The organism is Shinella sp. H4-D48 (assembly GCF_022637395.1).
Taxonomy (GTDB): domain Bacteria; phylum Pseudomonadota; class Alphaproteobacteria; order Rhizobiales; family Rhizobiaceae; genus Shinella; species Shinella sedimenti.
This window is the reverse complement of record NZ_CP093337.1, coordinates 1,434,227-1,447,177: the sequence shown is the minus strand read 5'-3', so window position 1 is coordinate 1,447,177 and position 12,951 is coordinate 1,434,227. Positions and strand designations below refer to the sequence as shown.

General features: G+C 64.5%; 10 protein-coding genes and 1 riboswitch. Of the genes, 2 read left to right on the top strand and 8 right to left on the bottom strand.

Annotated elements, in window-relative coordinates; all coding sequences use genetic code 11:
• Nucleotides 1-24: 24 nt before the first annotated feature.
• A complete protein-coding gene (locus MNR02_RS07010; RefSeq protein ID WP_241948603.1) occupies nucleotides 25-810 on the top strand; it encodes a TSUP family transporter in 786 nt (261 codons plus the stop codon).
• A gap of 60 nt (nucleotides 811-870) precedes the next feature.
• Here MNR02_RS07010 and cobO read toward each other — a convergent pair whose 3' ends face one another.
• The 8 genes from cobO to MNR02_RS06970 form a co-directional block, all read right to left on the bottom strand.
• Nucleotides 871-1,512, bottom strand: a complete 642-nt coding sequence (gene cobO, locus MNR02_RS07005) for a cob(I)yrinic acid a,c-diamide adenosyltransferase (RefSeq protein WP_241948602.1) — start codon at nucleotides 1,510-1,512, stop codon at nucleotides 871-873.
• A gap of 14 nt (nucleotides 1,513-1,526) precedes the next feature.
• A complete protein-coding gene (gene cobN / locus MNR02_RS07000; protein ID WP_241948601.1) occupies nucleotides 1,527-5,288 on the bottom strand; it encodes a cobaltochelatase subunit CobN in 3,762 nt (1,253 codons plus the stop codon).
• Nucleotides 5,289-5,492: 204 nt separating this feature from the next.
• Complete coding sequence (gene cobW / locus MNR02_RS06995) at nucleotides 5,493-6,542, bottom strand: cobalamin biosynthesis protein CobW (protein WP_241948600.1); 1,050 nt, start codon at nucleotides 6,540-6,542, stop codon at nucleotides 5,493-5,495.
• Between the two features lie 3 nt (nucleotides 6,543-6,545).
• Nucleotides 6,546-7,070, bottom strand: a complete 525-nt coding sequence (cobU, locus tag MNR02_RS06990) for a bifunctional adenosylcobinamide kinase/adenosylcobinamide-phosphate guanylyltransferase (protein WP_241948599.1) — start codon at nucleotides 7,068-7,070, stop codon at nucleotides 6,546-6,548.
• Between the two features lies 1 nt (nucleotide 7,071).
• A complete protein-coding gene (locus MNR02_RS06985) occupies nucleotides 7,072-7,860 on the bottom strand; it encodes a CbtA family protein (protein ID WP_241948598.1) in 789 nt (262 codons plus the stop codon).
• Between the two features lie 12 nt (nucleotides 7,861-7,872).
• The gene (locus MNR02_RS06980) at nucleotides 7,873-8,049 is read right to left on the bottom strand and encodes a CbtB-domain containing protein (protein ID WP_241598702.1); all 177 of its coding nucleotides are present in this window, start codon (nucleotides 8,047-8,049) and stop codon (nucleotides 7,873-7,875) included.
• A gap of 46 nt (nucleotides 8,050-8,095) precedes the next feature.
• A riboswitch (cobalamin riboswitch) is annotated at nucleotides 8,096-8,460 on the bottom strand.
• 78 nt (nucleotides 8,461-8,538) lie between these two features.
• Nucleotides 8,539-10,173 (bottom strand): peptidoglycan-binding protein, encoded by a 1,635-nt coding sequence (locus MNR02_RS06975; RefSeq protein WP_241948597.1) that lies wholly within the window; start codon nucleotides 10,171-10,173, stop codon nucleotides 8,539-8,541.
• Nucleotides 10,174-10,327: 154 nt separating this feature from the next.
• A complete protein-coding gene (locus MNR02_RS06970) occupies nucleotides 10,328-11,788 on the bottom strand; it encodes a cobyric acid synthase (RefSeq protein ID WP_241948596.1) in 1,461 nt (486 codons plus the stop codon).
• 246 nt (nucleotides 11,789-12,034) lie between these two features.
• On the opposite strand from MNR02_RS06970, the gene MNR02_RS06965 reads away from it, so the two are divergent.
• A complete protein-coding gene (locus MNR02_RS06965; RefSeq protein ID WP_134649449.1) occupies nucleotides 12,035-12,178 on the top strand; it encodes a hypothetical protein in 144 nt (47 codons plus the stop codon).
• The last annotated feature ends 773 nt before the right edge of the window (nucleotides 12,179-12,951 follow it).

Sequence of the window (12,951 nt, the reverse complement as noted above, 5' to 3'; positions counted from 1 at the left end):
CCCTTTTTGCTCCCGAGTCCCGCCGTGGCCGATATCGCCCTCCACCTTCTCTTGTTGCTGTTCCTTGCCGCGTTCCTCGCCGGCTTCATCGATTCCATCGCCGGCGGCGGGGGCATGATCACCATTCCGGCAATGCTGCTGGCCGGCATTCCGCCGCTGGAGACGCTGGGAACGAACAAGCTGCAATCGCTGTTCGGCTCGGGATCGGCGACGCTCGCCTATGCGCGCGCCGGCCATGTGCGACTCAGCGAGCAATTGCCCATGGCAGCGGCGGCGACCATCGGTTCGGTATTCGGCGCGCTGCTGGCGACGGTCGTGCCCGGCGATGTCCTGAAAATCTTCATGCCGTTCCTGCTGGTGGCGATCGCGATCTACTTCGGCCTCAAGCCGAACATCGGCGATCTCGACAAGCATCGCCGCATGAGCGTCTTCCTGTTCACCGTCACCATCGTGCCGCTGGTCGGCTTCTACGACGGCGTGTTCGGCCCGGGCACCGGATCGTTCTTCATGCTGGCTTTCGTGACGCTGGCCGGCTTCGGCGTGCTGAAGGCGACGGCGCACACGAAGCTTCTGAACTTCGGCTCGAATCTGGGCGGCTTCGTCGTCTTCATTCTCTACGGCGTTGTGCTGTGGAAGGTGGGGCTGACCATGGGTGTCGGCCAGTTCCTCGGCGCACAGGTGGGTTCACGCGTGGCGATGAGAAACGGCGCACGGATCATCAAGCCGCTCCTCGTCGTCACCTCGATCGCGCTCGCCATCCGCCTGATGGCCGACCCGGCCCATCCGATCCGGCTGTGGCTGGGGTGGTAGCCTCGCCGTCGCCTGCACGCGCAATACCCGCAGGCAGGCGAGTTGAGGGTTGATCCGCCCTCAGTACTCCACGCCCTGCTGCGCCTTGATGCCGGAGCGGAACGGGTGTTTGAGCAGTTCCATCTCGGTGGCGAGATCAGCGATCTCGATCAGCTCTTCCTTGGCATTACGGCCGGTCAGCACGACATGCGTCATGTAGGGCTTTTCCGTCTTGAGGAAGTCGATGACCTCGTTAACGTCGATATAGTCGTAGCGCAGGGCAATGTTGATCTCGTCGAGCAGCACCATGGAGTTGCGCTCGTCGCGGATCAGTTCCTTGGCCTTCTCCCAGGCGGTCTGCGCCATGGCGACATCGCGCGCACGATCCTGCGTTTCCCAGGTAAAGCCCTCGCCGAGCGTATAGAACTGGCAGAGATCGGAGAAATGTTCCTCGATCAGGTCGCGCTCTCCGGTCTGCCAGGCGCCCTTGATGAACTGCACGACGGCGCACGGCTTCTTATGCGCGATGTGACGGAAGATCATGCCGAAGCCAGCAGTCGACTTGCCCTTGCCCTTGCCGGTATGGACGATGACGAGACCCTTTTCATCGGTCTTCGTCGCCATGATCTTCTCGCGCGCCTGCTTCTTCTTGGCCATCTTCTCCGAATGGCGTGCGAGTTCGGCCTCGGTCATGCCGGCGGTTTCGTCGTGGTTCTCAGTCATCGTTGTCTTCCCTCTCAGGACGCCTTGCGGGCGCCCAACATATCCAGTTCGAAACGCGCGGAATTCGAGCGCGGTGTCCACAGCCGCCGATCGATGGCCTCGGCAAAGCGCGCTGCCATTTCGGCAAGGGCGGCCGGGTTCTTCTCCATCAGGAAATCGCGCACGCGCTCATCCAGCAGGTAAGCCTGATAGGCGACTTCGAAGTGATGGTCCTTCACGGCACCCGTCGTGGCGGCAAAGGCAAACATGAAATCGACCGTCGCGGCGATCTCGAACGCGCCCTTGTAACCATGGCGCATGACACCGTCGATCCATTTCGGGTTGACCACGCGGGCGCGCACGACGCGGCCGATCTCGTCTTCCAGCGTGCGCACGACCGGCTTTTCCGGCCGCGACAGATCGTTGTGGTAGACGACCGGCTGCCGGCCGGAGAGATGCTCCGCCGCCGCCGCCATGCCGCCCTCGAACTGATAGTATTCATCGCTGTCGAGAAGGTCGTGCTCGCGGCTGTCCTGGTTCTGGATCACGGCCTCAAGGCTCTTCATGCGTGCTTCCAGCCGTTCGCGCATCGGCACGCCGTCGCTCTCACCGTCATAGGCGTGTGCGCCCCAGTCGAGCCAGGCGTCGGCGAGGTCGCCGCGGTTCGCCCATAGGCCCTCGTCCATCATGGTTTGCAAGCCTGCGCCATAACCGCCGGATTTCGCCCCGAAGATGCGGAAGCCGGCCTGTCTTGCGGCATCCTCGTCGGAGGCGCCCCTGGCCGCAAGCGCTGCGGCCTCCACACGCATGCGCGCAGCAATCGGGTTGTCCGTATCGTCCTCGTCGAGCGCACCGACGGCCCGCACGGCACGGTCGAACAGCGCGATCTGTTCGGGGAAGGCATCGCGGAAGAAACCGGAAATGCGCAGGGTAACATCGACGCGCGGATAGCGCAGCGCCGCGGGCGGAATGATCTCGAAGCCCGTGACGCGGCGCGAGGCCATGTCCCAGGTCGGCTTCACGCCGATCAGCGCCATGGCCTGCGCGATATCATCGCCGCCCGTGCGCATGTTGGAGGTGCCCCAGGCGGTGATGCCGAAGGATGTCGGCCATTCGCCGTGATCCTGCGCATAACGGGTGACGAGCAGCTCGGCGGATTTGCGCCCAAGTTCCCAAGCCGCGGGCGTCGGTACCGCACGGCTGTCGACGGAATAGAAGTTGCGCCCGGTCGGCAGCACATCCGGCCGTCCGCGCGTCGGCGCGCCTGAGGGGCCGGGCTCGATGAAGCGCCCGTCGAGGCCGCGCATCAGGGCCTTGATCTCAGCCGGCCCGCAGGCAGCGACAGCAGGACGGATGCTCGTCTCGATCACCGCGAGAACGGCGCGGGTGGCAGGCCAGTCGCCCGGGCAATCCAATGTTCCATCCACCAGCTTTGCCGAGAGAAGCTCGATACGTTCCACCGTATCGCCCCTGCTGCGCCAAGGCGCTTCGGACTGCCCGGCAAGGATTTGCGGCCGCGGGCCGGTCCAGGGATCGGATGCAATGCAGTCGAGCGGGTCGAAATCCGTTTCGCCAAGGGCATCGGCTGCGATGGCGCGCTGCAGGCTCGCCTCGCCGCCCTCGCCCAGACCGCGCGGCACCCGCGCCAATGCAACGGTCAGATCGGTGAGCAGGCGCCCCTTGGGCGAGACGCCGAAGACGTGAAGGCCGTCGCGGATCTGCATTTCCTTGAGATCACAGAGATAGGCGTCGAGCTTTTGCAGCGCAGCCTCCTCGCCGTCCGACTTCGCAATGCCGGCGTCGCTGTCGAGGCCGATATCGCGCACCAGATCGAGGATCTGCTTCGTCAACAACCTGATGCGCCGCGGGTCGCCGCCGGAGGCCTCGTAATATTCATCGACGAGGGCTTCGAGGTCCTTCAGCGGACCGTAGGTCTCGGCTCGGGTCAAGGGTGGCGTCAGGTGATCGATGATGACGGCGGCCGAGCGGCGCTTGGCCTGCGTGCCCTCGCCGGGATCGTTGACAATGAAAGGATAGAGATGCGGCACGGGGCCAAGCACGGCCTCCGGGTAGCATGCCTCCGACAGCGCCAGCGCCTTGCCCGGCAGCCATTCGAGATTACCGTGCTTGCCCATATGCACGATGGCATGTGCACGGTAGTGCTGGCGCAGGAAAGCGTAGAAGGCGAGATAGCCGTGCGGCGGCACGAGATCCGGTGAATGATACGTATCCTTCGGATCGATATTGTAGCCGCGCGCCGGCTGGATACCCACAAGCGTCTCGCCGAAACGGGCGAGCGGCAGGGCGAAGACGTCACCCGTTACGAAGGGATCGTCTTCCGGCATGCCCCAGCGGGCCGTCATCTCCTCCTGAATCGATGTCGGAAGCGATGCGAAGAACGCCTTGTAATGATTCAGCGAAAGCGTTTCGCGGATTTCGCGGCTATCGTTCGCCGCATTGGTGGGGCCCGCCATGAGATAGGCAATCAGCGTATCGCCGTCCTCGGGCAGGTCCGCCACAGCATAGCCTTCCGCCGCCATGGCGCGCAGCACTTCCATCGTGCCGGCGGGCGTGTCGAGGCCCACGCCATTGCCGAGACGGCCATCGCGGTTCGGGTAGTTTGCCATGATGAGAGCGATGCGCCGTTCGGCCGGCTCGGCGCGCCGAAGTCGTGACCATCCCGCGGCGAGCTTCGCGACGAAACGAATACGGTCCTCGACGGGATCGAGGCTGACGATGTTGGTCTCGACGCGCTCGTCGTAGCGCGCGGCGGCCTTAAAGGAAACAGCGCGCGACAGAACGCGGCCGTCCACTTCGGGCAGCGAGACGTTCATGCCGAGATCACGCGCCGTCAGCCCCTGTCCCGAGGCCTCCCAGGCTTCCCGCGAGGAGCCGGAAAAGATCGCCTGCAGCACCGGCGCGCCGGTTTCGTCCAGCACGGTCGGCTTGCGGCCGGCGCCGGGAGCGGAGACGGCAAAGCTCGTCGTATTCAGCACGACCTCCGGCCGAATCTCCGCGAAGGCAGCGCGGACCGTTCCGATGGAAACAGGTTCCTTGAGGCTGGAGACGAAAAGCGGCAGGGCGCGCACGCCTTCGGCCGCCAGAGCCTCGATCAGCATTTCGACAGGACGCGTCTCGCCGCTTTGAACATAGGCGCGGTAGAACGAGATCGCAGCGGTCGGGGGTTCGAATCCCTCCCCCGCTACCGTCGCCCCGGCGACGTCGCGCCATGTTTCGACGTCCACCACACCGCGCCCCGGCCACCAGATGCCGGCTTTTTCGAGTGGCACTGCCGGTTCAGGTTTTTCGCCGCTCAGAGCTACGGCATCGGCATAGGCCAGAAAACGGTCGGCATTCTCCGCGCCGCCCTCGTTGAGATAGGCCCAGAGCCGCTCGCGGTCGGCGGTGTCGATGCGGTTGAAAGCAATCAGCCCCTCATCGGGACGGTCGTCGCCCGGCAGCGCCACGAGCTTGATATCGTTGGCGAAGGATGTCGCCAGCAGGGCTTCCAGCACGTAGCGGAAATAGCTGGCGCCGCCGAGGGCGCGGATGACGATGAGTTTTGCATGCCGCGCCGTGCGCTCGATATAGGTATCGACCGACATTGGGTGAGAGAGCGTCGCCAGACTGGCGAGGCGCAGGCGCGTTTCGCCGCCTCGCGCGCGATGGGCGGCGGCGATGGAGGCAAGCTCGGTATCGGCTGCGGACAGGAAAAGGATATCGCCCGGCGTCTGGCCAAGGTCGATCGCCTCCTTGCCGTCGGCGATGGTGCCCTTCTGGGCTAGCAGGAGATGCATGCGGCGCCTCCGTGCTGCGAGAGGACGACTAGCGGGGCATACCCCCCTCTGTCACGTCGTGACATCTCCCCCACAGGGGGGGAGATTGAGCGGCAGCGTGCACGCAAGACAGTGGCGCAAGTCGTCGCCTCACCCGATCTCCCCCCTTGTGGGGGAGATGGCCGGCAGGCCAGAGGGGGGTGCCACCGCACACTCATTTCAATATCAAACCGCCGCGGCGATGGCGGCGCGCACGGCCTGCTCGTCCATGTCGTGCAGGCCGATGACGACGAGACGAGTGCCGCGGGCTTCGCCCGGCGCCCAGGCGCGTTCGAAGTAATTGTCGATGCGGCTGCCGACGGCCTGGATAAGCAGGCGCAGCGGCTTGCCGGGCACATCGGCAAATCCCTTGACGCGCAGCACGTCATGCTCGGCGATCACGCCCTTGAGGCGCTCGATGAAGGCGGACGGATCGGAAAGCGCCGGCAGTTCGACAACGAAGCTGTCGAATTCGTCGTGGTCGTGCTCCTCGCCGTTCTCATGTTCCAGCTCGTGGTGTGACTTGCGGTTGGCGATATCGTCTTCCGTACCGACGCCGAGGCCGAGCAATACGGCGGCGGCCACTTCACCGTTCTTCGCCTCGATCATCGAGGGCTTGCGGGCGGTGCGCGATGCCACTTCGTCGCGCACGGTCTGGATGCCGGCGGCATCGAGCAGGTCGGTCTTGTTGAGCACGATAAGGTCGGCGGCGGTCAACTGGTCCTCGAAGAGCTCCTCCAGCGGGCTTTCGTGGTCGAGGTTATCATCCTCGGCACGCAGCGCGTCGACCTTGTCGTGATCGTCGGCAAAACGGCCGGCCGCGACGGCGGCACTGTCGACCACGGTGATGACGCCGTCGACCGTGACCTGCGTCTTGATTTCCGGCCAGTTGAAGGCGGCGACAAGCGGCTGCGGCAGCGCGAGACCCGAGGTCTCGATGACGATATGGTCGGGGCGGTTTTCACGCTCCAGCAGCTTCGACATGGTGGGGATGAAGTCATCGGCGACGGTGCAGCAGATGCAGCCGTTGGTGAGCTCGATGATATCGTCCTCGGTGCAGGCTTCCGCGCCGCAGCCCTTCAGCACGTCGCCATCGACGCCGAGATCGCCGAATTCGTTGATGATGAGCGCAATACGCTTGCCGCCGGCATTCTGCAGGAGGTTGCGGATCATCGTCGTCTTGCCGGCCCCGAGAAAGCCGGTGATGACGGTGGCGGGGATCTTCTGTTGCAGCATGGCTCAACCCTTCATTTTCAGCGGCAGTCCGGCCGCAACGAAATACACTTCCGGTACAAGCGCCGCCACCTGCTGGTGGAGCCGCCCGGCATGGTCGCGAAAGTCGCGCGCCATGCGGTTTTCAGGCACGATGCCCAGGCCGACCTCGTTCGAGACGAAGATCAGGCGGCCCGGTGCGCCCTTGATGGCCGATAAAAGGCCGGCAAATTCTTCCGCGATATCCCGCTCCTCCAGCATCAGATTGGTGAGCCAGAGGGTCAGGCAATCCACGAGCACGGCGCGATCTGCACGCGCCACATCGGCTATCCGGGCTGCTAGCGCAAGCGGTTCCTCATGCGTTTCCCAGCCGTCTCCACGGTCTTCCCGGTGTCTGGCGATGCGCTCGCGCATCTCGTCATCCCAGGCGCGGCCGGTGGCAATATAATGACGCAAAAGGCCGGTCTCGACGACCAGCCTTTCGGCAAAAGCGGATTTTCCGGAACGCGCACCGCCCAGAACCAGGACGGCTCCGGGCGATTTCGCCGTCATATCAGGCAGCCTTTGCGATCTTTTCGTTGGCAAAGCCGAGCGAAAGGCCGAGCACGATCCAGAAAAACAGCGTCGTGGCAAGGGCCGCGACGGCGAACTCCGCACCGAGAACGGCCGGAACGGCGCTCGAAATATCCGACGGCTGCGGCGCACCATAGACCTGCGGCGCGGCAATCAGAACGAGACCGGCAATCTTGGCGACGATGCCCGGCTTGAGGAACAGCAGGTAGAGACCCGCTGCCGACAGCACAACCGCCGCAATCCACCAGATCTGACGCTGGGTCAGGTCTGCGGCCGGGAAGCCCGGCAGTTCCGGTGGCAGGCCTATGGCCGGGAGCATGTGCACGGCAAGCCAGCCGGCCGCCCCCCACAGCGCGCCATTGGCAACCGTGATCGGATGGCCGGACACGAGGCTGAAACCGGCAAGGAGCAAGGCAAAGCCGGCGCCGGTAACGAGATTGGCGAGCAGCGTGCCGGAGAACCGGCTCATGCCGAACATGATGCCACCCTCTTCGTGGTCCTCGCCATCATGCGCATAAGCGACCGAGACGGGCGAAAGCGACGACGCCATGTCCAGGAGGACGGCCCCCAGAGACGAATGCTCATGTGTTGCAGCCGCGCCTTCGGTGGTCGGCGTGGCACCTTCGGTTGCAGGCGCGGCTTCATCGCCGCCTTCGAATTGTTCGGCGTGCAGGATGAGCGGCACGACGCGGGCTTCTTGGGCGGCCGTCATCAGGACGCCAGAGAAGAGCCCGGCCACCAGGGCGGCCAGGAGATAACGAACGATCATGTCGGAAACTCCTTAGTGGCAGGGAAAGCCGTAGGAGTGACGCGTATCGTGCGCAGTATCGTGCAGCACGGCCGAATTCGCAAGGCCGGCGCCGAAGACGAGGAACCCGCCCAAGAGCAGCGCGAGAACGCCCGCGATGAGGCGATCGCTCGCCGAAAGAGTGATAGAAGACGTATTGGAAACAGCCATGACAACCTCCGTGCAGGCATCGGGGAAGCCCTTCCCCAGGTCGGGCAATATGCCCTCATTGGCTGGCAGGTTTCCTGGCTCGCGGCGTCGGGCGTCTTCACGCCCACGGAATGCCCTCGCCTTCCCGGGCCGTGCATCGCGAAAGGTGGACGATTCGTAGAAAAAGAGGCGTCCGGGCCCGGTTGATCGCGATGCCACCCAGTGGCTTTTCCGTCCTGTGTCCGGTCTGCCGAACAAGGCACCATTGCCTCGTCCAAGCACGCCGAGCATCGGCCGGATGGGCGTTCCTCGCCACTCTACAGTCGCGGGGTCGGCCGTGATTGCGGCGCCCTGAATGGGTCCACCGTATCACATTCCCATTTACTCCCCGGTCCGTTTCCGGACCAGAGAACCATCCAATAGTCGGATGATTATGCCGCCGACCCCGACAAGTCAATCGACAGCCAGCGGCATGGCCTGTGCCGAAAACGCCGGCCGGCCGTCACAAACTCAATAGCCGGGGATGATCACCACGCCGCCGCGCCGGCGGTAGTAGCCGTCATCGCTGTAGTAGGGACCGTCATAATAGCCGTCGACCGGACCCTCGAGCACGTCGTAGTCCCGCTGGTAGCGGCGCTCGCGGCTGGTCTGGCGTGCCTGGGCGAACTGCGCGGCCTGCCGAAGCGCGGCGAACTGCCGGCGCGAAAGATAGCCGTCGGCGCGGTAGCCCGACGCGCCCTGCCATGCGGCGATCGCCGCACGGGTGCGCGGACCGAAGACGCCGTCCGCGCCGTAGGTGCTGTAGCCGAGCGCGCTCAGCCAGCGCTGCGCCTGCACCCGCGTCGAGCGTTCCATATAGGCTTCGCGTGGATCGACGACGGGGCGTTCCTCCACCATGCGCTCGGTTTCGGCCTTCGGCACCGGTTTGGTCGCAATCGCGGCCATACGCTCGCGCGCATCGGATGCATAACGGCCGCGCGGATAGGCATCGAGATAGGCCTGGAAAGCCTGCCGCGAACCCGCGACCACCGCCTTCTGGAACGTGTCTTCCTCGCGCTTGGCCGCAGCAAGTCTCTCGGCCTCCGCGCTGTCGCGCGTTGCCGTCGCCGGGCCGCTGGTGGTCGCGCGCTTCTGGGCGGCCTCGGCCTCCGCGGCCCGCTTCTTTGCCTCGGCGGCAAGGCGGGCGGCTTCGGCGGCCTTCGCCTCGGCTTCCGCCGCAGCCTTGGCGGCCTCGGCCTTCAGGCGCTCAAGCTCCCGGGTCTTTTCATCGGCCAGCTTGCGGGCGGCCGCAGCCTCCTGCTCCAGCCGGGTCTTTTCGGCAGCCGCAGCTTTTTCCGCTTCCAGCCGCTTGGCGTCTTCGGCACGGGCGGCAGCCGCTTCGGCCGCGCGGGCGTTTGCCTCGGCCTCCGCCCGCGCCTTCTGTGCGGCGGCGGCTTCTTCGGCCTTGCGGCGCTCTGCCTCGGCCTGCACACGCGCTGCCTCGTCCGCCTTCGCCTTTTCGGCAGCGGCGGCTTCCTTCTTCACGCGCTCGGCTTCGGCAGCCTTTTCCGCTGCCAGCTTGCGTTCATCAGCCGCCTTCCTGTCTGCCTCCGCCTTGAGGCGGGCGGATTCGTCTGCCCGCGCCTTTTCAGCGGCTGCGGCTTCGGTCTTCGCCTTTTCCTCGGCGGCTGCCTTTTCGGAGGCAAGCTTGCGAGCCGCGGCGGCAGCATCCTCGGCCTTCTTCGCCTCGGCTCTCGCCTTCTCAGCATCGGCAGCCTTGCGTGCGTCGTCTGCCTTGGCCTTCTCGGCGTTGGCTGCACGCTTCGCCTCTTCTGCGGCCTTCGCCTCATCGGCCTTGGCCTTTACGGCGGCATCGTCGGAGGCGGTTGCAGCCGGCTTCGCGTTGCCGGCAGCCTTCAATTCTGCAATGCGCAGGCGCGCCATCGAGGCGAACGTGCCGTTGGGATACTGTTTCAGGTAGTTTTCGAACTGCGTGATATCGCTGCCGGAGGATGCTTTCTGCCAGAAGCCGAACTCTTCCTCCCAGCGCTTGCCGGCATTGGTGGTTTCCTTTGCCGTCTGAGCGAAGGCGGCCACAGGCAAGCCGGCGAGCGACAGCCCAACAAGGCCCACCAGAACAGATCGAGCAAGAGGTCCAGAACCCATCAAAGTCACCCTTTCGGATCGCACAACGGCATCGGCACCCGCAAGGCGGGCATGATCACGTTCCTCCTTGCACCGAAATCAGGCGCAACTTTGGTGCTGCGGTAACCGGTGGTGGAGAAACCCGATGGCTGAACGTTTCAGGCGGGCGATTTAATCAGCGGATCCCCAGAATGCTCTCGAGCCAGCGCGGGTCCAGCACGGCCGCAAGCTCGGCCGCCACGCCATCAAGTGCTGCATCGACGCCGGCCCTGTAATCGAAGCCGCCGCCCTCGATGCCGAAATCGGCAAGCAGCCGCGCGCGGTAGGCATCGCTGGAGAGAAGGCCGTGCAGGTAGGTCCCCATCACACGGCCATCCGGCGAGACGGCGCCGTCCGGCCGGCCGTCTATGCTGACGGAGGGACGAAGGGCGTCCGGCCCCGTCGTTCGGCCGAGGTGGATCTCGTAGCCCTCGAGCGGCACATCGTATTGCAGGGAACGGGCGTCGCTGTTGCGCACCGTCTTTTCCGGAGCCATTTCCGTTTCGACGGCCAGCAGGCCGAGCCCTTCGACCTCGCGCTCGCAGCCCTCGCTGCCAAGCGGATCGGTAACGCGGCGGCCAAGCATCTGATACCCGCCGCAAATACCGATGACGCGGCCGCCGCGGCGCATATGAAGCGCGAGATCCCGGTCCCAGCCCGCGGCGCGGAAGTCACGCAGGTCCGAAATGGTCGATTTCGAGCCCGGAAGGACGACGAGGCCAGCATCGGCCGGCAGCGCCTCCCCCGGGCGCACGAAGACGAGATCGACCTGCGGCTCAGCCCTCAGCGGATCGAGATCGTCGAAATTGGCGATGCGCGGCAGCACCGGCACGGCGACCTTGAGCGCCCCGCCGCCGCCCTTCGCCAGCCGCTCCAGCACGACGGAATCCTCCGCCGGCAGCCGCGCGGCGTCTTTCAACCACGGCACAACGCCGAAACAGGGCCAGCCGGTGAAGCGGCCAATCTCGGCGATGCCGCTGTCGAACAGCGTGACATCGCCCCGAAACTTGTTGATCAGATAGCCCGTGACCATGCGCCGGTCTTCGTCCGGCAGAATGGCGTGAGTGCCGACAAGCGAGGCAATAACGCCGCCACGATCGATATCGCCCACCAGCACGACGGGAACGCCGGCCCGGGTCGCAAACCCCATATTGGCGATGTCCCCGGCGCGCAGGTTGATTTCCGCCGGCGATCCCGCGCCCTCGACGACCACCAGGTCGGCACCGGCCGATACCGTCTCGAAGCTTTCCATCACCGCGCCCATGAGCTTCGGCTTCAGTGCCTGATAGTCGCGTCCCTTCGCCTGCCCGAAGACCTTGCCCTGAACGACGATCTGGCTGCCGACATCCGACTGCGGCTTGAGCAGAACCGGGTTCATATGCACGCTTGATGGGACACGGGCCGCCAGCGACTGGAGCCATTGCGCCCGGCCGATCTCGCCGCCATCGGCCGAAACGGCGGCGTTGTTCGACATGTTCTGCGGCTTGAAGGGACGCACCGTCAGGCCGCGATTGGCGGCCATCCGGCAGAGCCCGGCCACCAATACCGTTTTTCCGACATCCGAGCCGGTGCCCTGGAGCATGATCGTTCTTGTCATGGCAATTTTCCTATCACCGTGCTTCGCCACCGGAAAGCCCTGATTTACCGCAATTCAGCCGTAATTGGAGGCGGCATTCCGATGTATTTCCGCAACATCATGCCATGCAAGATGAGCATGGCTGGGATGCTATCCGTTTTGCGACATTTTGCGCCGTGAACGACGCTGATTTTTATCCGCGGCAGACCTATATCAGGGACATCAGACAGCCGAGGCGCGTGGCTTCGGATTTTTAGGAAAAAGACCATGCTGTTCATCTTCAGCAAGCCGAACTTCGTACAGATCGCCTGGAACGGCGTCGCTCCCCAAAACCAGTCGCGCGTGCGCAACGAGGTCATGGACGCGCCGCTCGGTCCGCTCGGCGTGATCCGCACGCGCAACATCGGCTGATCCTTCGAGCGCGACGTCAGGTCCCGCTCGCATCCAGCGTCGCCTCTCTCCGGGAGGCGACGTTTTTTATTGCCTTCTTCCCGCCGGCCGCGCTGCCCACTGGTATCCCCAAAACGGCAAAAGCCGCGCACCCCTTAACGGTGGTGCACGGCTTGCCAAAATACGCATGGCGGCTTCCGACAAAAACACATCGGAGCCCAGTCACTCCGGTACGCAATACCTTTTCCGGAGCGTTCGGCAGTGTCCCCCGCCGTGAGAAGATCAATAGCTGCACATCGTTACCGGACGGTTATCGAGAGCTTAAGCAAAGGTGAATCGCGATTTTTTTATAAAAACCCGAAAAAGTGACCGCGTGCGAAAAACGGCGCAATCCGGACACGATCTGTCTGCTTCTCGACAGGAACGGGCATCAATGGGCCGGATGGCCTCCGGGTATTTGCCCGCACAAGGGCAAACGCTCATTTTTTTGACGCCCGGAACACCTGTTTTTCAGCATTCGCATCCCGCTCTGCCCCCGCTGGGCCGACCGACCACCCCGCAGGCGGTTGATTTCTCAATGAGATCCCTTAGGCTTGCCTCGTGACGTACGCAGACAGATCGCCGGTGACAGGGTTACGCCGGGGAAGAGAAAAAAAGCTCGACGTCCTTGCAGCAGGGGGATTGGCTCGCCTCACCTGGCATCGCATTCCCTTGTCTGCTTAACGATGAGACCGGGCAGTCGGGACAATGCAGTAACCTGCTCTGCCTTCCGGGATGAACGCTGCATTTCAAGA

What these genes read in the sequence shown, in the direction of transcription:
- cobU (WP_241948599.1), bottom strand. Translation starts at nt 7,070, where the DNA reads ATGACGGCGAAATCGCCCGGAGCCGTCCTGGTTCTGGGCGGTGCGCGT.
- MNR02_RS06970 (WP_241948596.1), bottom strand. Translation starts at nt 11,788, where the DNA reads ATGACAAGAACGATCATGCTCCAGGGCACCGGCTCGGATGTCGGAAAA.
- MNR02_RS06975 (WP_241948597.1), bottom strand. Translation starts at nt 10,173, where the DNA reads ATGGGTTCTGGACCTCTTGCTCGATCTGTTCTGGTGGGCCTTGTTGGG.
- cobN (WP_241948601.1), bottom strand. Translation starts at nt 5,288, where the DNA reads ATGCATCTCCTGCTAGCCCAGAAGGGCACCATCGCCGACGGCAAGGAG.
- MNR02_RS06980 (WP_241598702.1), bottom strand. Translation starts at nt 8,049, where the DNA reads ATGGCTGTTTCCAATACGTCTTCTATCACTCTTTCGGCGAGCGATCGC.
- cobO (WP_241948602.1), bottom strand. Translation starts at nt 1,512, where the DNA reads ATGACTGAGAACCACGACGAAACCGCCGGCATGACCGAGGCCGAACTC.
- MNR02_RS06965 (WP_134649449.1), top strand. Translation starts at nt 12,035, where the DNA reads ATGCTGTTCATCTTCAGCAAGCCGAACTTCGTACAGATCGCCTGGAAC.
- cobW (WP_241948600.1), bottom strand. Translation starts at nt 6,542, where the DNA reads ATGCTGCAACAGAAGATCCCCGCCACCGTCATCACCGGCTTTCTCGGG.
- MNR02_RS06985 (WP_241948598.1), bottom strand. Translation starts at nt 7,860, where the DNA reads ATGATCGTTCGTTATCTCCTGGCCGCCCTGGTGGCCGGGCTCTTCTCT.